Origin of the sequence: Streptomyces sp. A0642 (genome assembly GCF_004795105.1) — a bacterium.
Classification (GTDB): domain Bacteria; phylum Actinomycetota; class Actinomycetes; order Streptomycetales; family Streptomycetaceae; genus Streptomyces.
In genome coordinates this window covers 164,249-190,528 of sequence record NZ_SSBL01000003.1, presented here as the reverse complement: position 1 = coordinate 190,528, position 26,280 = coordinate 164,249, and the positions used below count along the sequence as shown (strand labels likewise).

At 71.9% G+C, this 26,280-nt stretch carries 15 protein-coding genes and 2 pseudogenes; 13 read left to right on the top strand and 4 right to left on the bottom strand.

Annotated features, from left to right (window positions below; translation table 11 throughout):
• Positions 1–79: 79 nt before the first annotated feature.
• From E6R60_RS07950 to E6R60_RS07935, 4 genes and pseudogenes are all read right to left on the bottom strand, one after another.
• Positions 80–3,127, bottom strand: a pseudogene (locus E6R60_RS07950) (alpha-amylase family glycosyl hydrolase); the annotation flags it as partial.
• Between the two features lie 113 nt (positions 3,128–3,240).
• A pseudogene (locus E6R60_RS07945) lies at positions 3,241–6,309 on the bottom strand (alpha-amylase family glycosyl hydrolase); the annotation flags it as partial.
• 142 nt (positions 6,310–6,451) lie between these two features.
• Positions 6,452–7,444, bottom strand: coding sequence for a dTDP-glucose 4,6-dehydratase (rfbB, locus tag E6R60_RS07940; protein WP_136325721.1), 993 nt, complete (start codon positions 7,442–7,444; stop codon positions 6,452–6,454).
• Positions 7,441–8,508, bottom strand: a complete 1,068-nt coding sequence (locus tag E6R60_RS07935; RefSeq protein WP_136325720.1) for a glucose-1-phosphate thymidylyltransferase — start codon at positions 8,506–8,508, stop codon at positions 7,441–7,443. The genes rfbB and E6R60_RS07935 overlap by 4 nt, the downstream gene beginning before the upstream one ends.
• Positions 8,509–8,747: 239 nt before the next feature.
• Here E6R60_RS07935 and E6R60_RS07930 point away from each other — a divergent pair, with 239 nt between their 5' ends.
• The 13 genes from E6R60_RS07930 to E6R60_RS07870 are packed head-to-tail and all read left to right on the top strand — an operon-like array spanning position 8,748 to position 26,259.
• Positions 8,748–10,040, top strand: a complete 1,293-nt coding sequence (locus tag E6R60_RS07930; protein ID WP_240802446.1) for an aspartate aminotransferase family protein — start codon at positions 8,748–8,750, stop codon at positions 10,038–10,040.
• Positions 10,037–11,059, top strand: coding sequence for an ATP-binding cassette domain-containing protein (locus E6R60_RS07925; RefSeq protein ID WP_136325718.1), 1,023 nt, complete (start codon positions 10,037–10,039; stop codon positions 11,057–11,059). Before E6R60_RS07930 ends, E6R60_RS07925 begins: the two co-directional genes overlap by 4 nt.
• Entirely contained in the window at positions 11,056–11,871 is an 816-nt protein-coding gene (locus E6R60_RS07920) for an ABC-2 family transporter protein (protein ID WP_136325717.1), read from the top strand. The genes E6R60_RS07925 and E6R60_RS07920 overlap by 4 nt, the downstream gene beginning before the upstream one ends.
• Positions 11,868–12,668, top strand: coding sequence for an ABC-2 family transporter protein (locus tag E6R60_RS07915; RefSeq protein ID WP_136325716.1), 801 nt, complete (start codon positions 11,868–11,870; stop codon positions 12,666–12,668). The genes E6R60_RS07920 and E6R60_RS07915 overlap by 4 nt, the downstream gene beginning before the upstream one ends.
• Positions 12,669–12,679: 11 nt before the next feature.
• Positions 12,680–14,221, top strand: a complete 1,542-nt coding sequence (locus E6R60_RS07910) for a phosphotransferase (protein ID WP_136325715.1) — start codon at positions 12,680–12,682, stop codon at positions 14,219–14,221.
• 1 nt (position 14,222) lies between these two features.
• Complete coding sequence (locus tag E6R60_RS07905; RefSeq protein WP_240802445.1) at positions 14,223–16,346, top strand: glycosyltransferase; 2,124 nt, start codon at positions 14,223–14,225, stop codon at positions 16,344–16,346.
• Positions 16,339–17,457 carry a sugar phosphate nucleotidyltransferase gene (locus E6R60_RS07900; protein WP_136325714.1) on the top strand — a complete coding sequence of 373 codons (1,119 nt, stop codon included), beginning with the start codon at positions 16,339–16,341 and terminating at the stop codon, positions 17,455–17,457. Before E6R60_RS07905 ends, E6R60_RS07900 begins: the two co-directional genes overlap by 8 nt.
• 10 nt (positions 17,458–17,467) lie before the next feature.
• On the top strand, positions 17,468–20,560 hold the full coding sequence (locus E6R60_RS37930; RefSeq protein ID WP_136325713.1) for an HAD hydrolase family protein: 3,093 nt from the start codon (positions 17,468–17,470) through the stop codon (positions 20,558–20,560).
• On the top strand, positions 20,557–22,635 hold the full coding sequence (gene malQ, locus E6R60_RS07890) for a 4-alpha-glucanotransferase (protein ID WP_136325712.1): 2,079 nt from the start codon (positions 20,557–20,559) through the stop codon (positions 22,633–22,635). Before E6R60_RS37930 ends, malQ begins: the two co-directional genes overlap by 4 nt.
• The gene (locus E6R60_RS07885; protein WP_136325711.1) at positions 22,613–23,815 is read left to right on the top strand and encodes a sedoheptulose 7-phosphate cyclase; all 1,203 of its coding nucleotides are present in this window, start codon (positions 22,613–22,615) and stop codon (positions 23,813–23,815) included. Before malQ ends, E6R60_RS07885 begins: the two co-directional genes overlap by 23 nt.
• A complete protein-coding gene (locus E6R60_RS07880) occupies positions 23,812–24,216 on the top strand; it encodes a cupin domain-containing protein (RefSeq protein ID WP_240802444.1) in 405 nt (134 codons plus the stop codon). Before E6R60_RS07885 ends, E6R60_RS07880 begins: the two co-directional genes overlap by 4 nt.
• Positions 24,197–25,270 carry an ROK family protein gene (locus tag E6R60_RS07875; protein ID WP_136325710.1) on the top strand — a complete coding sequence of 358 codons (1,074 nt, stop codon included), beginning with the start codon at positions 24,197–24,199 and terminating at the stop codon, positions 25,268–25,270. The genes E6R60_RS07880 and E6R60_RS07875 overlap by 20 nt, the downstream gene beginning before the upstream one ends.
• Positions 25,270–26,259 carry a sugar nucleotide-binding protein gene (locus E6R60_RS07870; protein WP_136325709.1) on the top strand — a complete coding sequence of 330 codons (990 nt, stop codon included), beginning with the start codon at positions 25,270–25,272 and terminating at the stop codon, positions 26,257–26,259. The genes E6R60_RS07875 and E6R60_RS07870 overlap by 1 nt, the downstream gene beginning before the upstream one ends.
• Positions 26,260–26,280 lie beyond the last annotated feature (21 nt).

Sequence of the window (26,280 nt, the reverse complement as noted above, 5' to 3'; positions counted from 1 at the left end):
CGCGGACGCGCGGTGCCCCCGGGCTTTCCCCCGGGGGCACCGCGCGTTCCGGGTCGTCTCAGCGCGGGTCCGGGCCGCTCACCGCCGTGGCGGTGAGGAGGGCGCCCGCGGTGTTCCGCTGAGTGGCGACGAGCTGTCCGCGCAGCGCCTCATCGATCCGGTCCCGGTCACGCGGGTCGACGGTGAAGGCCTGACGGCCGGCCAGGCCGGGCCGGGCCGCCCGCTGTTCCTCGGTGAGGACGGTGGGCAGGAGCCGCAGCCAGCGGCCCTCGTCGGTCAGGGCGCCGTCTTCGACAGCGATGCTCCCCGAGGGACCGTAGACGATCTGCTGGCTGGTGGAGTCGGTGGCCTTGACGTCCCACACGAGGGTGGTGTCGTCCAGCCAGGTCGCTTTGGAACGGGAGAGGTCCAGGTCCGGCACGGTGCGGATGCCGGGCAGGAGGTAGCCGGTGTCGCCGCCGACGAGCCAGACCTCCTTGCCGTGGGAGCCGAACTCCAGGGAGCGGTCGCCGGGGACGTCCTTCTCGTCACCCCGGTGGACGATGTAGCTGAGCGAGGTGGCTCCTTCGGCCAGCGGCACCTCGAAGACCGCGCCGAAGGCGTCGACGCTGACCGGGGTCAGCGGCCGGGACCAGTCGGTGGGGGCTGCGGCACCGGTCCAGGTGTGCAGTCCCCAGCCCGTGTAGTCGCCGTCCGGACGGTAGTAGTGGATGACGGCCTTCCGTTCGTCCTGCGGCGGATAGACCCCCGCCGGGACTGTCTCGGACTGGCCGTCGGTGCCCGCTTCGATCCAGACCTCTCCGGTGCGCCGCAGCTCCACGGTGCGCGGGGAGCCGTCCTGCGTACCGTCCTTCTCGACCGTGTAGGAGACGCTGCCGGTGGCGGGCGTGACCTTGACCCACGCGAACGCTCCGAAGGCGTCCCGGCCGTTGAACGCCGCGGTGGTGCCGCCGGACGCCAGCTTCCAGCCGGTGTAGTCGCCGTCGGGGCGGCGGTAGTGGACGACGGCGTAGTCGCGTTCGAAGGCGCTGGGGCGCGCGGGCGCGGCGGGTTCCCCGGCGGTGGAGGCGGCCCGGCTGCTCGCGACGCGTCCGTGGTCGTCGACGACGACTGCCTTGTAGCGCAGCGGGGTGCCCTCCGGGGTATCGCCGGGCAGGTTCTGGGTGACCTTGTACGGAGCGTGGTCGGCGGAGCCGAGAACCTGCCAGGGGCGGTTGCCGACCTGGGCGGCGAAGACCACCCGGCTCAGCTCCCCGCCCCGGACGTCGGCGGAGAGTTCCACGGTGCCGGTCGCTCCGGCGCGCGGGGCCGTGAGGGCCACGGCCGGTGCGGTGCGCGGGGTGTCCAGGGGGCGGCCGGCCTTGAGGACGACCGAGGACAGTGCGGGGACGGTGAGGGTGACCTCCCGGTCCCTGTCGCTACGGACCGCCCGGGTGTGCCCGTAGAGCGGGGTGAAGTAGGTACGGGAAGTGCCGGTACGGAAGGTGACGGTCCGTGGTGCGGTGGCGTTGTTGACCGCGACCAGGTACTCGGTCCGCCGCGCGGGGTCGATCCTGGAGGCCGCGTGGACCCCGGCGCCCTCGGAGTCGGCGTACCGCTCGATCTGGACGCCGTCCCGCAGGGCGGGATGCTGCTTCGTGAGGCGGGAGAGGCCGGCGATGGACCGGTAGAGCGGGTGGGTGGTGTCGTAGGCGTCGGCGGCATGGGTGCGGTCGGTGCCGATGAGGTCGTCGTCGAGGTAGTCGGGGACCTGCGAGGCGAAGAGCGGCTGGCGGGCGTCCTTGTCGCCGCCGTCGCCGGTGAAGCCCTGCTCGTCACCGGCGTAGACGACCGGGTTGCCGCGGGAGAGGAAGAGGATCTCGTTGGCGAGGCGGGCCCGGTCGAGGAGTTCCCGGTCGTCGGCGTCGGGGTTGTCCTGGCGCAGGAAGCCGCCGAGGCGGCCCATGTCGTGGTTGCCGAGGAAGGTGACCTGCTCGTAGGCGTTGGCCTTGTCGGTGGTGTACCGGTAGTCCTGGGCGAAGACTGCCGCGAGGGAAGAGGCCGGGCGGCCGCTCGACACGACGTCGCGGACGGCCTCCTGGAGGGGGAAGTCGAGGGTGGAATCGAGACGGCCCCGAGTGACGTAGGGAGCTGTCACAGCGGGATCGGAGGACAGGACCTCTCCGAAGATGAGGAAGTCCTTCCGTCCGTGCCGGGCGGCGTAGGCGTCCAGGGCGGTGGCCCACTGGGTCCAGAACTCCATGTCGACGTTCTTCACGGTGTCGACGCGGAAGCCGTCGATGCCGAAGTCCTTGACCCAGCGCTGGTAGATCTCGGCGAGCCCGCGCACGACCTCGGGGCGTTCGGTCCACAGGTCGTCGAGGCCGGTGTGGTCGCCGTAGAGGCCGCTCTCACCGACGAAGGTCGAGTCGCCCCGCTGGTGGTACATCGTGGGGTCGTTGAGCCAGGCGGGCTTCTTGGCGTTCTGCTCCGCCGGAGGGATGACGGGTGTGTACGGGAGGCTGTCGACGTCCACCGAGGCGGGGGTGGTCGTGTCGTCGAAGGGACGACCAGTGCTGTCCAGGTAGGGGTAGGCGCCCTTGCTCCGGTAGGCGTACCGGTTCTCGCCGGAGCGGATGACGTCGGCGGTGTGGTTGGTGATGACGTCGAAGAAGACCTTCATGCCCTTGGCGTGGGCGGCGGCGATCAGCCTCTTCAGGTCCTCGTTGGTCCCGAAGTGCGGGTCGACCCGGGTGAAGTCGGTGATCCAGTAGCCGTGGTAGCCGGCCGAGGCGTCCTTGCCGATGCCCTGGACGGGTTTGTTCTTGAAGATCGGTGCCATCCAGATGGCGGTGGTGCCGAGGCCCTTGATGTAGTCGAGCCGCTGGGTCAGGCCCTTGAGGTCACCCCCCTGGTAGAAGCCTTTGTCGGTGGGGTCGAAGCCGGTCTGCGTACGGCTACCGGTGAGACCTCCCCGATCGTTGGAGGTGTCGCCGTTGGCGAACCGGTCGGGCAGGACGAAGTAGAACTGCTCGCGGGTGAGGTCGTGCCGGGCCGGCTCCGCCGCGAGCGCCCGGTCCGACGGTGGCGGCGGGGGCCGGTGGTCGGCGGCCGCCGGAGTGTGGGCGGCGACGGCTGTGGCCACCATCGTGACCGCGGTGGCGATGGCGAGGCGTGCTCCGCGGTGTGCGGCCCTTTTGGGGGTGGCTGGCTCGTGCACGTCTGGGTCCCTTCCAGATGGGCGGTTCAGTGGGTGGGAAGCTGGACGCCGGTCGCGCCCAGGAGAGCGCCGTCGGCGGCCCGCTGGGTGGCGATCAGCTGTCCTCGTCGCGCCTCGGCGGCTCGGTCGAGATCGCGGGGATCAAGGGAGAAGGCCGACCAGTCCTCGTATCCGGGATGGCGTGCTCGCTGGTCGGCGGAGAGGGTGGCGGGGGTGAGACGCAGCCACCGGCCCTCGTCGGAGAGGGCCCCGGCGGTGAGCACGATCCCTCCGGGGGCGTAGACGAGTTGCTGACTGGCGACCCCGGTTCCGGCGCCCCGCCAGACGACGGTGGTGTCGTCGAGCCAGACGGCGTCCCTGCGGCTCAGGTCGAGCGGAAAGGCCCCGCCGAGGGAGGGCGACAGGGGGACGGGGTCTCCGGCCAGGCGCCAGACCTCGCGGCCGTGGAGGCGGAAGTCGAGTGCCTCGTCGGTGGGGACGTCCTTCTCCTCCTTCTTGTGGAGGATGTAGCTCAGGGAGCGGGCTCTCTCGCTGAGGGGCACCTCGAACACGAGACCGAAGGCGTCGCGGCGTACAGGCCGGATCGGGTCGTTCCATTCGGGCGGGTGGGCGGCGCCGGTCCAGGCGTGCAGTCCCCACCCGTCGTAGTCGCCGTCGGGCCGGTGATAGTGGATCAAGGCCTTGGCCGGGTCCTGGGGGAGCTGGGCGGCAGCGGGGCGGGTGGCGTCGAGCAGGGTGGAGCCCTGGCGGGTCCAGACCTCGCCGGCGGCCGTGACATCGAGGACGCGTTCCGGGCCGTCGGGGACGCCGTCCTTCTCCACGGTGAAGGAAAGGCTCGTCGCTCCCTCGGGCGGGGCCACCCAGGCGAAGGCGCCGTACGAGTCGCGGCCGGCGAACTCGGCGGTGACGGAACCGGTGCGCAGCCGCAGGCCGTCGTGATCGCCGTCCTGGCGCCGGTAGTGCACGACGACGTACCGGCGTTCCGCCTTCGGCTTGGCCGGAGGCGGGTTCTCGCCGGTCGTGGTGGTGCCGAGGGCGGCGGCGGTGCGGCCCGAACCGTCCACGGCGACGGCCTTGTAGCGCAGCGGGGTGCCCGCCGGGGTGTCGGCGGGCAGGTTCTGGGTGACCTTGTACGGAGCGTGGTCGGCGGAGCCGAGAACCTGCCAGGGGCGGTTGCCGGCCTGGGCGGCGAAGACCACCCGGGTGAGGGGGTCTCCGGAGAGGGTCGCGCCGATCTCCACGGTGCCGCGCGCTCCGGCCGGGGGGACGGAGAGGGTGAGGGAGGGTGCGCCGGCGCGGTGGGGCAGCGGGGTGCGTGCCTTGAGGACGACGGCCGACAGGGCGGGCACGGTGACGGTCACGGCGCCGGCGGGTCCGCTGCGCAGAGGCCGGCGGGTTCCGTACAGGGGAAGGAGGTCCTGGTGGGCCGCCCCCGTGGGGACTTCGGCGGTCCGGGGTTCCTCGGCGTTGTTGACGGCGACGAGGTACTCGATGCGGTTGCGGGGGTCGACGCGGGAGAAGGCGTACACGCCCTGGCCCTCGGCGACGTGGCGCTCGATCTGGACGCCGTCGCGCAGCGCGGGGTGGCGTTTGGTGAGGCCGGAGAGCCGGGCGATCATCCGGTAGAGGGGGTGGCCCGGGTCGAACGCGTCGGTCGCGTGGGTGCGGTCGGTGCCGATGAGGTCGTCGTCGAGGTAGTCGGGGACCTGCGAGGCGAAGAGGGACTGGCGGGCGTCGGCGTCGCCGCCGGCACCGGTGAAGCCCTGCTCGTCACCGGCGTAGACGACCGGGTTGCCCCGGCTCAGGAGAAGCAGTTCATGGGCGAGCCGGTCACGGCGGAGCAGTTCGGCGTCGGTGGCGCCGGGGTTGTCCTGGGCGAGGAAGGTTCCGATCCGGCCCATGTCGTGGCTGCCGAGGAAGGTGACCTGCTCGTAGGCGTTGGCCTTGTCGGTGGTGTAGCGGTGGTCCTGGGCGAGGACGTGCGCAAGGTCTCCGGCGGGTCCGCCGCGCGAGACGTAGTTGCGCAGGGCGGACTGGAGCGGGAAGTCCAGCGTCGAGTCGAGCCGGCCCTGGGTGACGTACGGGGCGGTGATCGTCGCGTCGGCCGAGAATGCCTCGGCGAACATGAAGAAGTCCTCACGTCCCCGCTTCTCGGCGTACGCGTCGAGGGCGGTGGCCCACTGGGTCCAGAACTCCATGTTGACGTTCTTGGCCGTGTCGACGCGGAAGCCGTCGATGGCGAAGTCCTCGACCCACTTCTCGTAGATCCTCTTCATGCCCTCGACGACCTCGGGACGCTCGGTCCACAGGTCGTCGTGGCCGAAGAAGTCGCCGTAGAGGCCGCTCTCGCCGACGAAGGTCGAGTCGCCCCGGTTGTGGTACATGGTGGGGTCGTTGAGCCAGGCCGGCACCTTGGTCCGGGTCGTGGCGGCGGGGGTGTACGGGAAGGAGTCGGCGTCGACCCGGGGAGCCTCGGCGGTGTCGTCGAAGGGGCGGCCGGTGTCGTCGAGGTAGGGGAACGCGCCCTTGGGGCGGTACCCGTACTCCTTCTCCGCGTAGTCGACGGTGTCGGCGGTGTGGTTGGTGATGACGTCGAAGAAGACCTTCATGCCCTTGGCGTGGGCGGCGGCGATCAGCCTCTTCAGGTCCTCGTTGGTCCCGAAGTGCGGGTCGACCCGGGTGAAGTCGGTGATCCAGTAGCCGTGGTAGCCGGCCGACGCGTCCTTCGCATCTCCCCTGTTCTGGACAGGGATGTTGGTGAAGACGGGGGCCATCCAGAGGGCGGTGGTGCCGAGGCCCTTGATGTAGTCGAGCCGCTCGGTGAGCCCCTTGAGGTCTCCGCCCTGGAAGAACTTCTTGTCGGTGGGGTCGAAGCCGGTCTCCATGCGGGTGCCGGTGAGTCCGCCCCTGTCGTTGGAGGTGTCGCCGTTGGCGAACCGGTCGGGCAGCGCCAGGTAGAACTGCTCGCGGGTGAGGTCGTGCCGCGCGGGCTGCGCGGCGAGCGCCCGGTCCGACGGGGGCGGTGCGGCCGGCGACGGAGCCGGCGTAGTGGTCGCGGTCGACGGTGTGCCGGTGAGGGCCGTCGCCAGAACGGCGGTCGCCAGGGTCATGGCGGAGCGCCGGAGGGGTCCGGTCACGGGTGTACTGCTCCTCGGGAGCGTGGGTGGGCGGGTATGGAAGGGAGCGGCCGGGGCCGGCCGCGGCCCGGGATGCGGTATCGCGGAGACGGTGCGCCGGGTTGCCGCGCCGGGCTCAGGAGAAGAGCGCCCCGGCGGCAGGGCGGTCGTCGGACCTCGGCGGGTGCCGGTCCGCGTACCAGCGGACCGTGTCGGCAAGGGCCGTGGCGAAGTCCGCGCGGGGCTCGTACCCCAGTTCCCGCCGGATGCGGCTGTCGTCCACCGCGTACCGCTGGTCGTGGCCCTTGCGGTCAGCCACCCTGGCGATCCGGCCGGGCCCGGCGCCGCAGAGCGCGAGGAGGCGGCGGGTCAGCTGCAGGTTGGTCAGGGAGGTCCCGCCCCCGATGTTGTAGATCCGGCCGGGGCGTCCGCCGGTCCTGACCAGTTCGACGGCGGTGACGTGGTCCTCCACGTAGAGCCAGTCCCGGATCTGGGATCCGTCACCGTACAGGGGCACGTCCTCGCCCGCCAGAAGAGCGGTCACGAACCGCGGGATCAGCTTCTCGGGGTGCTGACGCGGCCCGAAGTTGTTGGAGCAGCGGGTGACGCGGACGTCCAGCCCGTGGGTCGCGTGGTAGGCGAGTGCCATCAGGTCGGCGGCGGCCTTGGAGGCCGAGTAGGGCGAACTGGGCCGGAGCGGGGCGTCCTCCGAGGCCGCGCCCGCCGCGATCGAGCCGTACACCTCGTCGGTGGAGATCTGGACGTAGGTCCGGACGCCGTGGCGGACGGCCGCGTCCAGGAGGGTCTGCGTCCCCAGGACGTTGGTGCTGACGAAGAGCGAACCGTTCTCGATCGACCGGTCGACGTGGGACTCGGCCGCGAAGTGCACGATCTCGTCGTGTCCGGGCACGAGGGAGTCGACGAGTTCCGCGTCGGTGACGCTGCCGCGCACGAACCGGAGGCGCCGGTCGTCGCGCAGCGGGTGCGGACGGGCGGGGCCCGCCGCGTAGGTCAGGTTGTCGAGGACGGTCACGGAGACGTGCGGCGGCCCCGTGGGGCCGAGGAGGCGCAGGACGTGGGCGGAGCCGATGAATCCGGCGCCGCCGGTGACGAGTATGCGTCGGGTCATGGGTGGAGTTGCACCTTGCTGTGGTCGCCGAGTACGAGGCGATGGGCGTAGGGGAAACGGGGGGCCGACACGACGGCGTCACGGCCGATGAAGGAGCGTTCGATGCGACCGGCGCATTCGACGGCGGCCCGGTCGAGGAGGACCGAGGTCTCGATCGAGCTGTCGTGGACGCGGCAGGCAGCGCCGATCGACGTGTAGGGGCCGATGAAGGCGTTGCTGATGACGCTGCCGGGGCCGATGACGACGGGGCCGATGATCCGCGATCCCCTGACCACGGCCCCCTCACCGAGTACGACGCGGCCCACGACGACGCTGTCGGGGTCGACCTTTCCGTCGAGACGCCCCCTCAGGCCGTCCAGGACGTGGCGGTTCACCTCCAGCATGTCGTCCACGCTGCCGGTGTCGCGCCACACGGAGGAGGTCGTTTCGGCGCGGACGTCCTGGCCGTCGGCGATCAACCACTGGATCGCGTGGGTGATTTCGAGTTCGCCCCTGGCCGACGGGCGGATCGCCCGCACCGCCTCGTGCAGCGCGGGGCTGAACGCGTAGACGCCGATGAGTGCGAGGTCGCTGCGCGGGCAGGCGGGCTTCTCCTCCACCCGCGTCACGCGGCCGGTCGTCTCGACCTCCGCCACGCCGAAGGCGCTGGGGTCGGGAACGGAGGTCACGAGCAGCCGGGCCGCGGCGGGGTGCAGCGTCGCGTGGGCGACGAAGTCCCGTACGCCGTCCTCGAGGTAGTTGTCGCCCAGGTAGACGAGGAAGTCGTCGTCGCCGAGGAAATCGCGGGCGAGGGACACCGCGTGGGCGAGGCCCAGCGGGCGGCTCTGTGAAATGTAGGTGATGTCGAGTCCGAAGGCGCAGCCCCCGGCGCCGACGGCCCGTCGGATGTCGTCGGCGTAGTCGCCCACGACGAGGCCCACTTCAGTGATGCCGGCCGCCGCGATGGACTCCAAGCCGTAGAAGAGCACCGGCTTGTTGGCGATCGGCAGGAGCTGTTTGGTCCCGGAGTGGGTGAAGGGGCGCAGTCGACTGCCGGTTCCACCGGCCAGGACCAGGGCTTTCACATCGGCTGCCTTCGGTGGGTTGCGGCCTGGTGGTGTCTGGGCACGGTCTCTCCTCGCTCTCGAGGCTCTAGTCGGCGGTCGCATGGCGACTCAAGCAGAGCTGAGCCATGGACTGCAAGGCGCGTCTGAAAGTTTCTGAAATATCTTGCTAGATGTCACCCGAGGATGCTTCACTCGCACAGCAGAACGATCAACTGGCTTCCAGAGCCATTCAGTTCGTCCGACCCATGGGGGCACCGGTGGCAGGTAACCAGCGAGAACTGCTGGTCAGAGAGGCACGGCATCTGGCTCCTGGCGCGTCCGAGGAGGCCGTGCTCGCCAGGCGCGTCTTCACCGAGGGACGGGGGGCAGTCCTCACCGATCTCGACGGCGACCAGTACCTGGACTTCGCCGCCGGCACGCTCACCCAGTCGCTGGGGCACAGTCATCCGGAGGTCGTCGCGGCACTGACCCGCCAGGCCGAGCGGCTGTGGAACGTACACGACAGCTCCACGCCGGAACGGGCCCTGTTCTTCGAGCTGTTGGCACGCCTTCTGCCCGAACACCTCGACACGTACGCCCTGTTCTCCACCGGCGCGGAAGTGGTGGAGGCCGCGCTCCGGGTGGTCCAGTCCACGGCGGAGCCGGGCCGCAACCGCATCGGCGCCCTGCGGCACGGCTTCCACGGCAAGACCATGGGCGCACGCATGCTGGTGCACTGGGACGTCGGCCATCAGTCCTTCGCGGGAAACAGCGTCCTCGGCTACGCCCCGTACTGCTACCGCTGCCCGTTGGAACTGGAGTACCCCTCCTGCGACGTCCGGTGCGCCACCCTCGTCAACCGGCACATCTCCTCCAAGCCGAACGTCTCCGCCCTGGTCTTCGAGCCGGTGCTCGGCGCCGCGGGCGTCATCGTGCCGCCTCCCGGCTACTGGGAGCGCGTCTCGGAGGCCTGCCGTGACAACGGCGTCCTCCTGGTCGCCGACGAGGTGGCGACGGGTGGCGGCCGCACGGGGGCCTTCCTGGCATCCGAACTCGTGGGCGTGGAACCGGACCTCGTGACGATGTCGAAGGGGATGGCGAACGGCTTCCCCTTCGCCGTCCTCGCGGGACGGCACGACCTGCTGCACTCCCCCGCCGCCGCTCCGGCCGGCGCCTACGCGTCCACGTACGCGGGAAACCCGCTGGGCATAGCCGCCGCGCGGGCGACGCTGGAGGTCGTGGAGCGCGACCGGCTCATCGAACGGGTCCGGGTGCTCGGCGACCGGCTGGGCGAGCAGCTCGCCTCGCTGCGCGCCCGCTTCGAGGTGCTCGGGGAGGTCCGGGGCGTCGGCCTGCTGCACGGCCTGGAGTTCGTCCGTGACCGCGCCACCCGGGCTCCCGCCCCCGAGACCGCCCGCGCCGTGTACACCACCGCACTCGACCTCGGGCTCCGGACCTCGGTCGGCGGACACATCATCCGGCTCGCGCCCCCCTTCACGATGGACGAGACGCTCCTCGACGAAGGCGTACGGATCCTCGGGCAGGCCATCGAACGAGTGGTGGCCGCGTGATCGTCGCCGAACAACTCACCAAGGACTTCCGCATCGCCGAGCGGCGGCCCGGTCTGCTCGGGAGCCTCTCCACGCTCCTCACCCGGGAGTACCGGACCGTGCGCGCGGTCGACGGCATCTCCTTCCGGCTCCGCGCCGGCTCCAAGACCGCGTACATCGGCGCCAACGGGGCCGGCAAGTCGACCACGATCAAGATGCTCACCGGCATCATGACGCCGAGCTCCGGCCGGTGCCTGGTGAACGGCCTCGAGCCCTATCGGCAGCGCCGGGAGAACGCCCGCTCGATCGGCGTGGTCTTCGGGCAGCGCAGCCAGTTGTGGTGGGACCTCTCCGTGCCGGACTCCTTCCAGATCCTGCGCAGGATCTACGGGATACCGGACGCGGTGTACGAGCGGAACCTGTCGCTCTACCGGGAGCTCCTCGACATCGACGCCCTGGGCACCACACCGGTGCGTCAGCTGAGCCTGGGGCAGCGGATGCGGGCCGAGATCGCGGCGAGTCTGCTGCACGACCCGGAGGTCGTCTTCTGGGACGAGCCGACGATCGGCCTGGACATGGTGCTCAAAGAGGCCGTCCGCGCCCTCGTCAACCGCGCCAACGCCGAGCTGGGCACGACGGTGCTGCTCACCAGTCACGACCTCTCCGACATCTCGGCCATCTGCGACGACGCGCTCGTCGTCGACGGCGGCAGGGTCGTGCACGAGGGAACGCTCCACGATCTGCTGCGCCGCGCCGACCGGCGGTCGGTCGTCTTCGACCACCGCGGCGGTCCGGGTGCGCAGGACACCGTGCTCCGGATCGAGACGGGACTCCCGGGTGCCACGGCGTGCCTCACGAACGAGGGACGGATGCGGGTCGACTACCCGGCGGAGGCCTTCACCTCCCGGCACGTGCTCGGCTTCCTGCTGGAAAACTTCGAACTCGCCGACTGCTACGCCCCCGAACCGGACCTGGAGACGGTGCTCCGCCAGACCTACCGGGGGGGCGTCCCCGCCGCGCGGGACGGCGGTGCCGTGTGAGGGCCCAGCTGCGCGCCGGCGCCTACGTGCCGTTCGCCACGAGCGGGCTGCAGTCCCTGCTGCAGTACCGCTCCACCTTCCTGATCACGGGTGTCACCGCCGCGGCGGGCGCCGCCGTCAGCGTCTTCCTGTGGCGGGCGGTCTACGCCGGCTCCCCGGGCCCCGGGCCCGGCGGCTTCACGCCGGCGAGCGTCACCACCTATCTGGTGGTGGCCCAGGTCCTGGCGGTGGTGCACACCAACCGGGTGGACGACGAGGTGGCGGCGGAGGTCTACCGCGGCGACATCGCGGTGATGCTCGTGCGCCCCGTGAGCTATCCGCTGGTCCGCTTCGCCGCCTGCCTGCCCGTGATCGCCGCCAACGCGCTCCTCGTGGGCGTCCCGCTGCTCGTCCTCTTCGCCGCCCTCGTCCCGCTGACCGCCCCCACCCCCGCGGACGCGGCGCTCTTCGTGCTCTCCGCGGCGTTCTCGGCGGTCATCGCGTTCTGCGTGAACCTGCTGACAGGCATGGCCGGGTTCGTCACCACGAACACCTGGGGCGTCCGCATGGTCAAGCAGGGGATCGTCGCGTTCTTCTCAGGACAGATGGTCCCGCTGGCCCTGCTGCCCGGCCCGCTGCACGCCCTGGCGATGGCCCTGCCCTTCCGCGCCATGGTGGACGGGCCCCTCACCCTCCTGCTCGGCCGGTACGAAGGGGTCGGCGGCGCTTCCACCGTCCTCGCCCACCAGCTCGGCTGGACCGTGGGGCTCGTCCTGCTGTGTGCCGTCCTGTGGCGTGGCGCGGCGAGCCGGCTGGAGGTGCTGGGCGGATGAACCGGACCCTCGGCGGCCATCTGCGGCTGGCGTTCTTCCTCGGCGGGGTGGGCCTGCACCGGCTCACCGCGTACCGTCTCGACTTCCTCCTCGGCTCCGGGGCCTTCCTCGTCCGCGTCGGGCTCCAGACCCTGGCGGTGGGCGTGGTCTTCAGCCACGTCCCGGCCATCGCCGGCTGGTCCTACCACCAGGTGCTCTTCCTCCTGGGCTGCTCCCTGCTGCCGCGCGGGCTCGACCACCTGTTCACCGACCAGTTGTGGGAGCTGAGCCGCAAGCTCATCCAGCGGGGCGAGTTCTACCGCTACCTGATCCGTCCGGTGAACCCGCTCTTCTCGCTCCTTTCGGAACGTTTCTTCCACCCGGACGGATTCGGCGAACTGGCCGTCGGCGCGGTCCTGGTGGTCTGGTCGGGTGCCGAGCTGGGGCTCGAGCCCACCGCCCTGCAATGGGCGCTCGTGCTCCCCCTGATCCTCTCCGGGGCGCTCATCCACGCCGCCGTGAAGCTCTTCTTCGCGTCCCTGTCGTTCTGGACGGTGACGAGCATGCCCGCCCTGCAGACGGTCACCCAGGTGTCCGAGTTCGCCGGCTATCCGCTGGACCTCTACCACCCGTCCCTGCGGATGCTCCTCACCTGGGTACTGCCTTTCGCCTTCACCTCGTACGCACCGGCCGTCTACCTGCTGCACGGCTCCACCGAACTGCTCAGGTGGCTACCGGTCGTGACGGGACTTTCCCTGCTCGCCGCGCTTTCGCTCTGGCGGCGTGGCCTTTCCAGATACGAGATGACCGGGAGTTGACGAACTGCGTGATGAGCGACACCCAGCTCCATGAACTGCTGCGCGACGCGGCGTGGCTGCCCGAGGACGTGCGCCGGGCCGACCGCTACGCGTCGATCGACCAAGCCTCCCTCGGCTCCGGCACCCTCCTGTTCCTCGTGTCCGTCGTCGGCGGCCCGGCACACGGCACCCTCCTCTTCGCCCCGGCCCACAAGGACGCGACGGGCCGCCTGACCGATGCCCAGGGCTCCGAGGGCTTCGACCTGGCCTGTGTGCGGCTGATGACGGCAGGAGCCCGCATCCCCACCGCTCGCGGCGGTCACGTCGAATTCCGCGGCGGCGGAACGGCGGCCCGTACGGTCTCCCCCCTCCCGTTCGCGCAGGGCCGGTCCTCGAACTCGCTCTCGCTCCTGGACATCGACGGCCGTCCCCACCTCCACAAGGCCTATCGGACCCTCGGTGTCGGGGTGCGGGAGCCCGAACTGCTCCGGGTGATGAACGGCAGCGGTCACACGCCCCGGTGGTTCGGCGACTACAGCTACGCGCCCACGGGCGGGACGGACCGGCTGGCGCTCGGGGTGGTCTACACGTACACGCCGGGCAGCGGGATCGACACCCCGCTGCGCGCCAACCTGCGTGCGCTCTGGCCCCGACTGGCCGGTGGGGTGACGGGGATCCCGGGGTCCGCTCCGTCCGGTGCGGCCGGTGACGGCGGTTCCCCCGAGGGCCTGGACGGCCTGGTCCGGGATCACCTCGCTCCCCTCGCCGCCCCGCTCCGCGCGGCCCGCTCGTTCCTCGGCGGGTTCCACGAAGAGCTGCGCACCCGCCTGGGCCGGGGGACTCCCCCCGCGGACTACCCCGTCGAGCCCGCCCTCCGGGACGCCGAGGAGCGGTGTCGCGCGCTCGCCGAGCGGGCCCGGGGCGAGAGGAACCTCCCCCCGGCGGCTCTGGAGACGGCCTTCAGCTCGCTCTCCTCGGAGACCGAGCTGCTGCGGACGGCTTTCAGCGCCGGCGGCACGCACCGCGCGGGGCCCTGCCACGGGGACCTCCATCTGTCGCACCTGCTGTGGGACCCCCCGCGGCTCATCGATATCTCCACCCCCGGCACGGGTCCGGACGAACCGTGCTGGGCCGAGCAGTCCCCGCTGCAGGACCTTGTGGCGCTGGGACGTGCACTGGAGTACTTCAGCGCCGACGAAGCCGCGTACGAGAGCGCCCGGCTCCTGGGGGTCGACTCGGAGGAGACGATGCTCGCCTCGCTCGACGGCGGCGCCGGCATGCCGCCGCGGGAGCGGTCCGTGCTCTTGCTCGTGTTCGAGGCGGCGGACCGGTGGCGCCGGCACGTCGCCGACCTGCTGCTCGCGCGCGGCGGGCCCGGCGAGAGCGGCGCGGGGCCCGAACGGACTCTGCCGGACGAGCCGTTGCGCCGGCTGCTCTACCTGCGCCGCCTGCTGCACGAACTCGACTACAACTTCGCGCACGCCCGGCCCTACCACGCCGCGATCGACCTGCGCCACGCCTCGGCGCTCGGCCTTCCCTCCCCGCTCCCCCGCACCCTGACCACGAGGAACTGACGTGAGTGACGTGACCGACGAACCGCTGCACGTCATCGAGACGTACTTCGAATGCTGCGGGTTCGACCACACCTTCCTCCAGGGCGGCACCTCGGTGTATCTCTGGAACCTCTCCCGCGCCTTCGCCCGGAAGGGCCATCGGGTGTCCGTCGTGACGCCCGCCCACGGACGTCTCGACGACCTGCGCCGCCGCCACACGGTCGAGGACCTCGCCTACGAGGACCGCTACACCCTGCCCCTCGTCCTCGACCCCGAGGTGTGGCGGGGCTTCCCCTCCGAGGTGTCCGTGGAGCTGCGCACCACGGCTCACCGGATCCGTTTGGAGGGTGTCGACCTCTACTTCCTCTCGAACGACTACCTGGACCGCCTGCCCGACACGTTCTACCCGCCGTACTCGGCTAAGGGCAGGGATCTCACCTTCTTCAAGCCGCTGGTCTTCCAGGTCGACAGCGTGCGTTTCCTGCGCGGCTGGTTCGGCGACGAACGGGCGATCGTCCACGCCCACGAGCCCTACTACCATTACCTTCTGCCGCCGGCACTGAGCGGTGACCCGCTGAAGAGCGTGGTCACCACCGTGCAGAGCAACATGCCGATCACCAAGAAGGTGTACGGCCCGGAGGTCCGCAGGCTCCTCGAACTGCTGGGCGCACCGGCGCTGCCGGAAGAGGAACCGTCGCTGCCGGCCGGTGAGCGCGAGGCCCAGCGCCAGTACCAGACGCGAACCCATCTGCACTACGAGTACCCGCCGGGCCACCTCACCGTCTACGGTCTGGTCGCCGACCACTCCGACGCGATCGACTTCCTCTGCCCCGGCCAGCGGGACTTCTACAACAGTTTCCGCGACACCCCGTTCGAGGAGCTGTTCTCGGCACTGCCGGTCTCCCGGACGGTCCGCCGAAACGCGCACAAGCAGTTCGTCGGTGGCTGCGCGATCTCGGACAGCTGGCTCGCCCAGGACCCGGACACGGTGGACCGGGACGCCGTCCTCTCCGCACTCGGACTTGACCCGTCCCTCCCGACGTTCTTCCACAACGCCCGCTACGCGGTCCACCACAAGGGCCAGGTCGAACTGATCCGGGCGATCGACCGGGTCCTCACCGACGGTCTCACCGCCAACTTCGTCCTGCGCTGCATCACCGGCACCGGCATCGACGACCCGTACTTCCACGAGGTCGCCGAACGCCACAAGGGGCGGGTGCACCTGGAGTGGGAACGGGTCGACGAGAGCGGGGTCTTCGCCTATGCCGCCTCCGCCGACTTCTGCGTGTTCCCGTCCAAGTTCGAGATGGACACCTTCCTCATCGCCCAGGGCGAGGCCATGGCGTGCGGGGCGGTACCGGTGGCCACCGCCCAGTGGGGCATGGCTCACTTCCGGCACGCCGACCAGGGCGCGACCCGGACCGGCTTCTCCGTCAACCGCTCCTTCGCGGAGGACGACGCGCTCCTCGTCGACGGGCTCGCCGACCGGTTCCACCAGGCCGTACGCCTCTTCCACGACCGGCCCGACGAGTACCGGGCCCTTTCGGCCCGCGCCCGACAGGTGGCACGCACCTTCACGTGGGACCACTGCGCCGATCTCCATCTGGAGGTCTTCCGGGGTCTCTGGGACGGCGTCGCCCCCGGGCCGTCGGCCGACACGGCCCTGCGGCACGGCTGGTTCGACGCCCTGCCGTCCCGCACCTGGGACGAGCGGCCTCAGGAGGTGCTCGACGCGGCCGTGGAGGCCGGCGACCTGACCGCCGCCGAGCGGTCGGGCCCCATCACCCCGGCGCTGGCCCTCCGGCTGTTCGACGCCGCCTGGGCGCGCGCCGACTTCGCCGTGTGCGAAGAGGTGGCAGGACGGTGGGCGGACGCTATACCCCCGGAGCGGGTGGCCCGTCTCGGCGACCGGTGCGCACCGCACGGCGAGGGTCTGCGCTACCGGCTCGCCCACGCGGAGCGCGTCGAACTGGTCGTCCCCGCCCCGCGCGATCCCGGAGGCCGGGCGGAGGCCGAGATCACCGAGTGGACCCGCGAGGGAGCCGGGGAGTTCGTGGGCGCAGCGCCACCGGCAGGTACCGCCGCCCGGCTGCTCCTGACCCTTTCGAACGGCCGGATCGCCTGGGACGAGGTGCGTCATGGCTGAGTTCGACTCCATCCGCACCGTCCTGCTCGCCGGCGGCCGGGGTGAGCGCATGGGCCGGCTCGGCACCGGGCGGCTGAAGCCGCTCGTACCGTACGGCGGCGCCTGCAGGCTCATCGACTTCAGCCTGGCGAACGCGCGCGACTCCGGCGTCGGGGAGGTGCTCCTGCTCTCGCAGTACGAGGAACGCCTTCTGATGGACGATCTGCACTCCGCCTGGAACGGGGCCTCGCGCGACTTCCGGGTCCACTTCGGACCTTACGACGCGGCGTACCGCGCCGCGGGCGAGAATCTGCCCCCTCGGCTTCCCGACCGCACCTGGCCCCTGGAGAAGGGGACGGCCGACGCTCTCATCCGCAAGGGGGAGCACATCTTCGGCCCTAGGACCGAGCACGTGATGGTGCTCCACGCGGACCACGTCTACCGCTTCGACTACGGCCCGCTGATCCGCGGGCACATGGCGTCGCAGGCGGCGCTCACCATCGCCTACCAGCGGATCGACCCGCGCTGGGTCCACCTCTTCGGCATGGTCGCATTCGACCGGAACGGCTCCCTGGCCACCTTCGTGGAGAAGCCCGAACATCCCACGTCCGATCTCGTCTTCGCCGCTTTCTGCGTGTTCGACGCGAAGGTGCTGCGGCGGTATCTGGAAGAACTGGAGGGCACGGACTGGCAGCACGACATCAGCAGGGACGTGATCCCGGCGATGCTCGCGGGCGGAGAACGCATCCGGGGGCACCGCGTCGAGTGCCACTGGGAGGACATCGGCACGGTGGAGCGATACCACCGAGCCCATCTCGCGATGACCCGCCCCGACGCCACCCTGCCGGTCGGGTCGCTGCCCTGGACCATCTCGCCGTACCTGCAACGGCGCTGGGTCGCCGACTCGTCCGGCGTCCGCCGCTCCGTGGTCCCCTTCGACCTGGTCAGCCACGGCGACGTCGAGGACAGCGTGCTCTTCCCGGGCGTACGGATCGGTACGGACGCCCGGGTGCGGCGCAGCGTGGTGCTGCCCGGCGCCGTCGTGCCCGACGGCGCCGACATCGACTCCGCGGTGGTCCTGGAGAACGGATTCGTCCAGCACGTCGCGCCCGCACCGAACACCGCACGCTGAGGGAGCACCCATGCACATCGTCAACTTCGCCTACGAATGCGGTGGCTTCGACTCCCGGCTGATGCGCGGGGGCCTTTCGCCACTGGTGTGGAACCTGTCCCGGGAATACGCCTCCCTGGGACACCGGGTCTCGATCGTGACGCCCGCGCACGGACACCTCGACCGGCTTCGCGAGTCGTACCCGATCGAGGAACTGGACTTCAGGATCGACCACGCGGTGCCGCTGGTGCTCGATCCGAAGACCTGGCCGGGCCGGCTCCCCGAGGCGGTGCTGCCGCTGACCACGCGGGCCCACCTGCTGCGGCTCGAGGGCGTGGACGTGTACTTCCTGTCCGACGCCCAGCTGGACCTGCTGCCGGACCGCCTGTACCCGCCACCGGACTCCGAGGGCCGGGACCTGTCGTTCTTCAAGCCTCTGGTCTTCCAGGTGGCCGGACTGCACTTCCTGCGGGAGTGGCTCGGCGGGGATCAGCCGGCGATCGTCCACGGCTTCGAGCCGGCCTATCACTACCTGGTCCCGCTGGTGCTGCGGGGCGATCCCCGGTGGCGCTGCGTCAGCACGGTGGCGGCCAACGCGCCGATCACGCAGAAGGTGTACCGGCCGCAGGTCGAGGCCCTGTTGCGTCTCTTCGACGCGTCACCCGGAGCAGGCGGCCACGGGACAGCGGCGGGTGAGGGGCCCTCTCTCGACGCCTGGGAGGAGGTGCCACCGCCGGAGGGCTCACCCGCCGCCGCGATGGTGCGGGCGCTGTCGGCGACACGCCTGCACACAGAGTACGGCCCCGACCACGTCGGCCTCTTCCCGCAGCTTCTCGCCCATGCCGACCTGCTGGACTTCGTCTCTCCCGGGCAGCGCGACCACTACAGCACCCTCGCCGACACTCCGATGGAGCGGTACGTCGCGTCGCTGCCCGTCTCCCGCCTGCTGCGTCAGCAGGCGGGCAAGCTGTTCGACGGGGGCTGCGGGATCTCCGGATCCTGGCTGGCCAGGGACCCGGGGGCCGTCGACCGCGACGCCGTGCTGCGTTCCCTGGGGCTCGATCCCACCCGGCCCGTCTTCTACCACGCGGCCCGGTACGCGGTGCACCACAAAGGCCAGCTGGAGTTGATCCGGGCGGTGGAGAAGGTCCTGGCCGACGGGGCGGAGGTCAGCTTCCTCCTGCGGTGCGCGACCGGCGCGGGCGGAGTGGCGGAGGCGGCGCCCGCCAACGCGTACTTCCAGCGGGTGGCCGACGCCTACCCGGACCGGGTCCGGCTCGACTGGCGGCTCGTCGACGAGGAGGCGCTCTTCGCGGAGGCCGCCTGCGCCGACTTCTGCGTGTACCCGTCGAAGTTCGAGCTCGACGGATTCCTCATCGCGCAGGCCGAGGCGATGGCCTGCGGCGCCGTACCCATCGCCACCGCGCAGCGGACCACAGCCCACTTCGGCCACGCCCGTCCCCACGAGGATCCGACGGCGACGGGCCTCGCGGTCCGCGGCTCGTTCCGCGACGACGACCGGGAGCTCGCGGCGCTCATCGCGGACCGGATCCGTGACGCGGAGCGGATGTTCCGCGAGGAGCCCGAGGCATACGCGCGCCTGTCCGCCGCGGCCTCCGGGACGGCCCGCGGATTCACCTGGGGCGAGAGCGCACGCCGCCGCCTCGCCGTGTTCCGGGAGCTCCTCGACGATGTCCCGCGCCGCCTGCCGGCGCGGGACGCGATCCGGTACGGATGGTTCGACCTCCTCGAAGGAGCCGAGTGGGCCGAGCACCGGCAGGCGATCCTCCGGCGCGCGCTCGAACTGGGCGACGCCACCGCCTACGGGCGGTGCGCCGAGCTCGACGGCGCCGCGTACGAGGCGCTGTTCGCCGCCGCGTTCGGACGGGCGGACTTCCCGCGCTGCGCCGAGCTTGCGGAGGCGGCGGGCCGCGAGGCACTGATGTCCCCGGTCCGGCACCGCTGCCGCGTCTCGCCCGACGAGCGGGACGGGACGCTGCGGGTGGAGTACCGGCATCCCGCGGTGGCGGCGGCCGACCTCGTGGTCGAGGGGGACGGGGCGACGGTCGCGGCCGGCACGGACCCGTCCCGTGAGGAACCCCTCGAATCCGCGGCCGAGGCCGCGCTGTCGGACGAGCCGGTGCCCCTGGTGGGCAGGACCTGGACCACCGCGCTGCGCCGGGACGCCGACGGCGTTTTCCGGGGCTCCGTCCGTGCCGACGCCCTGAGGGCTGGTCTCGTGCTCCGGCTCACGCTCGCCGATGGCCGCGTGACCTGGGACAACGTCCCGCTCCCGGACGCCCCGCCCTACCGCGTCGTGGCCACGGACCTCGACGGAACACTGCTCCGCGGCGATCTGACGGTCTCGTCGCGGACCCGGCGCGCACTCGGTCTGGTGGCCGCGTCCGGGGCCCGGCACCTCGTGGTGACCGGTCGTCCGGCCGCCGCCTGCCGGCGGCTCCTGGACTCCCTCGGATACACAGGGCTCGCCGTGTGCGGGCAGGGCGCGCAGCTGTACGACGCGGGCGCCGACCGGCTGCTGTCCGCGGAGCGGCTCGACACCGGGCTCGCACGCTCGGTCGTCGCCCGCGTCGAGGACCTCGTCGGGCCGCTCGAACTCGGGGTGGTGACCTCGCCTCCGGAGAGCCGGTTCAAGGTCACACCGGGCTTCGGTGAGCGGGTACGGCACGGCTGGGACGTCACGGCCGACCGGTCGCTGCTGTGGGAGAGGCCGATCGACAAGCTGGTGCTGCACCACCGTGTCCTCGGGGACGATGAGCTGGCCGAGACGGCGCGCCGGCTCTGCGGTGAGGAGGTGACCATCGTCCACTCCGTCCAGGGGATGGTCGAGGTCCTGCCATGGGGCGTCACCAAGGGCACCGGTGTGGCGCGGGCCCTGGAGATCCTCGGCCGCACGGGCGAGGAGACCGTGGCATTCGGTGACATGCCCAACGACATACCGATGCTCGCGCTCGCCCGCCACGGGGTGGCGGTCGCCGGCGCACACCCCGCGCTGCGGGCCGTCGCCGACGAGATCGCGCCGGGCAACGAGGAGGACGGCGTGGCGGCGGTCCTCGAGCGCCTCTTCGGCACGCCGGTGGCACCGATGGGGGGTGGCGCGTGAGAGACCCGCTCTCCCGTCTCGCCGAGGCCCATGGCGTGGCGACGGGTTACCGCACCGACCGGGGGCGCACGGTCGACGTTCCCCGGGACACGCTGGTCGCGGTGCTCGCCGCCTGCGGCATCGACGCCTCGACCCCCGCCGCCGCGGAAGCCGCCCTCGCGGCGCACCGCGCCGAACGGGCCCGGCGGCTCGTTCCGCCGTGCGCGGTCGTGCCGGGACCTCGCGGCCCCCGGCCGAAGCTGCCGGCCGGAACGAGGGCCGAGGTCCTCTGCGCCGACGGCCGTACGCGAGGACTCGACGAGCCGCTGCCGGTGGGGTCCCACACACTGCGCGTGGAGCGGGGCGGGCGGCAGGACGCCGCGGTGCTGCTGGTCGCGCCGGAGCGGTCGGTCTCGGCACCGTACTCGTGGGGGCTCCTCGTCCAGCTCTACTTCCTGCTCTCGCGCCGCTCCTGGGGCATGGGCGACCTCGGTGACCTCGCCGAGCTGGTCTCCTGGACGGGACGGGACCTGGGGGCCGACTTCGTCCAACTGGGCCCGCTGCATGCGATGGAGCCCGGCCCGCTGCCGGACCCGTCGCCCTACCGGCCGAGCAGCCGCCGTTTCCCCGACCCGATGCACGTGCGGGTCGAAGCCGTCCCCGAGTTCGCGTACCTGGCGGCGGGGCCACGCGCCCGGGTCCGGCGGCTGGCGGGCCGGGCCACGTTCCTCAACTCCGCCGTCCTCGCCGGGGAGTCGCTCATCCGCCGCGAGGAGGTACGCGAGTTGAAGCACCTGGCCCTGCGCGAGGTGTACGAGGTGCCCCGCTCACCCGGGCGCGAGGCGGCGTTCGCCGCGTACGTGGCGCGGGAGGGCCGTGACCTCACGGATTTCGCCACCTGGTGCGCGCTGGCGGAGGTCCACGGCCCGGCCTGGCGTTCCTGGCCCGCCGCCCTGCGCGACCCCCGGTCCGCGGCCGTGGCCGACTCCCGCCGGGTCCTGTCCGGCGCCGTCGACTTCCACCGGTGGCTCGCCTGGATCACCGACGAGCAGCTTGCCGGCGCCCAGCGTGCCGCGCGGGAGGCCGGGATGCGCGTCGGGCTCGTCCACGACCTGGCGGTGGGCGTGGCCCCCGAGGGGGCCGACGCCTGGGCGCTCCAGCACTGTCTGGCCGAGGGGATGTCGGTGGGGGCTCCGCCGGACGACTTCAATCCGTCCGGGCAGGACTGGGGACAGCCGCCGTGGCGTCCGGACGCTCTGGCCGCGGAGGCTTACGGGCCCTTCGCGCGTCTGGTGCGCGCGGGGCTGCGGCACTCCGGTGCCCTCCGCGTCGACCACGTCATGGGGCTCTTCCGCCTCTGGTGGGTGCCGGAGGGACGTCCCCCGGCCGACGGCACCTACGTCCGGTACGACGGCACGGCGATGCTGGCCGTGCTGGGCGCCGAGGCGGAGGCCGCCGGGGCGTTCGTCATCGGCGAGGACCTGGGCACGGTCGAACCGGAGGTGCGCGAGGAGCTCTCGGCCCGGGGCGTACTGGGGACGGCCGTGCAGCGCTTCGAATACGAGGGCGGTTCCGAGGGCCGGGTGGGCCCTCTGCCGCCGGACCAGTGGCGCGAGCACTGTCTCGCCACCCTGACCACGCACGACCTGCCCAGCACAGCGGCCTGGCTCAGCGGCGAACACGTCGACCTGCGGGCCTCTCTGGGGCTGCTCACCCGGCCGCCGGAGGAGGAGAAAGCCGAAGCCGCCGGCGAACGGGACGGCTGGATCAACGAGTTGGTCCGGCTCGGGCTCCTGCCCGACCCCGCGGGCGAGGTCGCGGCACTGCACACGTACCTGAGTCTGACGCCGGCCCGGATGATCGGCGTCTGGCTCCCGGACACGACCGGCGACCGGCGGCCGCAGAACCTGCCCGGCACGGCAGGGCTCCACCCCAACTGGTGCCTGCCGATCGCCGACGGCCAGGGTCGTCCGGTCTCCCTGGAGGAGCTGTCCGAGGCTCCGCTCCTCCGCCACCTGGCCGGGGTGTACGCACGCCGGCCGCAAGCACACCGAGTGACTAACGAGGAGAGGCATGTCAAGCCGGGTTCTAGTTGACGAGGAACGTCTGTCGGGGGTGTGGGAGGACGCCAGCGGATTCAGCCTGCTCGCGCCGGACGGCACCGGGTACCGGTCGGACCTCGTCCCGGGGGTGCTGTCGCCCGGGAATCCCGCACTCGCCCGCGCGGTGGGCGGACGCCGGGTCGTCGCCTTCACGGGGCCGACCGTCGACCGCCTGTACGGGCAGGCGCTGCGCGACTACCTGGAGGCGAACCTGGCCCCGGGGACATGGACGCTGCACACGATTCCCACCGGGGAGAAGAACAAGACGCTGGCCATGGCGGAGCGGGTCTGCGCGCTCGCCAAGGCGCACGGACTCGACCGGCACGGGGTGATGCTGGCCCTCGGCGGGGGCATCGTCTCGGATGTCGTGGGCTTCGCCGCCTCGATGTACTCCCGGGGGATCCGCTACGTCCGGATCAACACCACCCTCGTCGGCCAGGTGGACGTGGGCGTCGGCGTCAAGACGGGTGTCAACGCCCTCCGTACGAAGAACATGTTCGGCGCCTACCACCCCGCGCACGCCTCGCTGAGCGATCCCGCGTTCCTCTCCACCCTGCCGCTTCGCGAGATCCGCTGTGGTCTCGCCGAGATCGTGAAGATGGCCGTGATCCTGGACGAGGAGCTGTTCCGCACGCTGGAGCGGTACCCAGACGCGTTCCGGCGGACCGGAGCCCCGACACCGCCCGAGGTCGAGAGGTACATCCTGCGCACCTCGATGCGGCTGATGATGGAAGAGCTGTGCCCGAACTTGCGGGAGCACCAGCTCGCCCGCCTGGTGGACTTCGGCCATACCTTCAGCCCCGTGATCGAGACGGCCGGCGACCACCGTCTCGAGCACGGCGAGGCCGTCGCCGTCGACATGGCGCTCTCGTCCTGCCTGGCGCTGCGGCTCGGTCTGGTCGACGAGCGGGAGTGCGACCGGATCATCGGTCTCCTGAGTCGCATAGGGCTGCCCGTCTTCGACGCGGAGACGTGCACACCGGAGCTGATGACCCGGGCGCTCGAGGAGTCCTGGGAACGCCGCGGCCGCCGGCTGCACCTGGTGGTCCCCATCGCCGCGGGCAAGGCGACGTTCGTCGACGACCTCAACGACATCCCCCGCGACGTGCTCGGCCTCGCCCTGGAGGAACTCACCCTGAGAGCCGGGGGAATCGCCCGGGAGGCCAGGCTGTGACCCGCGGAACCGAGATCACACGGCCCCTCGCGAATCTGCGGCGCCTGCTGTCCCCGAAACCGCACGACCACGGCGGGGCGGGGACGATCCTCGCCCACCGGGTCTTCGCCCGGGGCGGCGGGGCCGGCGCCGACTTCATCGATCTGGCCGTCCTGCCGCCGGGAACGTCCATAGGACGGCACCGGCACGGTGACGACCGCGAGACGTACGTCGTACTCAGCGGGAGCGGCGTGATGTACCGGGACGGCAACACCTTCCGGGTGGAGGCCGGGGACGTCATCCCCAACGAGCCCTTCGGCGAGCACGGTCTGCGCAACGACACCGACACCGAACTGGCGCTGCTCGTCTTCGAGGTGGAGGCGCACGAGAGAGAGGAAGCCGATGTCGATCCCGCCCGGTGACCCGACGGGGACGGAGACCGGCGAACCCGTGACCGTGATGGACGTCGGGGGGACGACGCTGCGCGTCGGCACCTTCGACGCCCGGGGCAGCGGGCGCCTCTCCGACGTGCGCCGGACGCAGGTGGACGGCATGGCACGCCACCCGGGTGCTCCCGTGCCGGTGCTCCAGCGGCACGTGGTCGACCAGATCGTGCGGGAGGCCGAGCGGCGGGCCGGGACGCGTTCCGGCACTGATCCGACCGCTCTGGCCGTCGCCTTCGCCGGCCCGGTCGGCCGGGACGGGACCGTCCTGGGTGCCCCGACGGTATGGGGGGCGGGCGGCGAATCCCTTCCGCTCCGGGAGATCCTGAGCGCCCGGCTGTCCGTGCCCGTGCTCGTCGTCAACGACCTCACTGCGGCCGCCTGGCGGTACGGGACGGAGAGCTCGGTCCCGTTCTGTCTGCTGACCATCAGCTCCGGCATAGGTAACAAGGTGTTCCGCGGCGGAGACGTGCTCCTCGACCCCGGGGGGTACGGCGGGGAGCTGGGCCACTGGACCTGTGACCGCTCCCCCGACGCCCCGCTGTGCGACTGCGGGGGGCGTGGGCACCTGGGGGCGATCGCCTCGGGCCGGGGCGTCCTCGCCGCGGTGCGCCGGGCGGCGGCGCGCGACCCCGCGGGCTACGCCCGGTCGGCCCCGGCACGCGCCGGGGCCGCCGACCCGCGGTTCGTCGGCAATCCGGAGATCGCGCGGGCCGTACGGAACGGGGACCCGTTCACGACGTCCGTGCTGCGCTCCACCCTCGTTCACCTGGCGGCAGCGGTGGGCGGGGTGTTCGCCTCGATCGGGATCCGCCGGTACGTCCTGATGGGGGGCTTCGCCCTCGCGATCGGCGAGCGCTACCGGGAGTTGCTGGTGGAAGAGCTCATACGGCAGGGGTGCTTCGGGCTGACGGCGGCCGAGGTCGACGCGATGGTCGTGCTGGGCGAGGACGACGACGACCACGGCCTGATCGGCGTGGGCCGGCTCATGGGCCGGCGTCTCGCGGTCCACCGGGAGAAGGTGACCCTCTGATGCCCGCGCGTACGGAGGACTCCACGTCCGCCACGCTCGCCCCGGCCGGCACGGCTCGCCGTGCGCTCGTGGTCGGCAGCGGGTTCGTCGGCTCCGAGATCGCCCGCCGGCTCGTCCTCGAGGGCCACGAGGTGACACTCGGTTCACGAGGACGGCCCCCGGTCGCACCCGAGGCCTACGGGGCGCGGTGGCGGACACTGGACGCCACCGACGCGGGGTCCTGTGCCCGGGTCGTGGCGGCGGTGTCGCCCCGCACGATCGTCCTGGTCCACGGGCCGTCCGACGTCACCTGGTGCGAGTCGCACCCCGAGGAGGCGGTCGCGGCGCACCGGGCGGCGACGGCCAACTTCGCCGCGCTACCGGACCTGGACCGCATCGTGATGATCTCGACGGACAACGTGTTCGACGGCAGGTCGGCCGAGAACCTCGAGTCCACCCCGGTCGCACCCGCCAACGCCTATGGGACGGCGAAGCGCGCCGCCGAGGAGGTGCTGCTGTCCCGGGCGGTCTCCCCGGCGACGGCCCTGCGCGTCAGTCTCGTCTACGGCCACGAGCCCGCTGACGGCGGGAAGTGGCTGAACTTCTTCGCGTCGTGCGCTCACGGCCTGGCCCGGGGCGAGACGGTGGAGGCACCGGCCGACCAGTGGACCACCCCGGTCCTCGTGGACGATGTCGCCATGGTGGTCGCCCGCCTCCTCGCACACGGGGGTGGCCTTCCGCCCGTGCTGCACCTGGGCGGCCCTGAGCGCGTCTCCCGTGCTGCCTGGGCCCGTGAGATCGCCCGCGCACTGGGCGTACCGGCGGACCGGGTGCAGCCGGTCCCCAGGGCCGCCGGCCGTTACGCCTCCCGTCCGCAGAACACGTGCCTGTCCAGCACGCTGCTCCCGGCCGTGCCCGGGATGAACGGCGTTCCCCCGCGGAACGTGGCGGCGGCCGCCGAGGCCCTGGCGCCGCTGTTCCTCCGTCGCGGAGCCACGACGGAGACGTGACCTCCGCGCCCCCGTCGGACA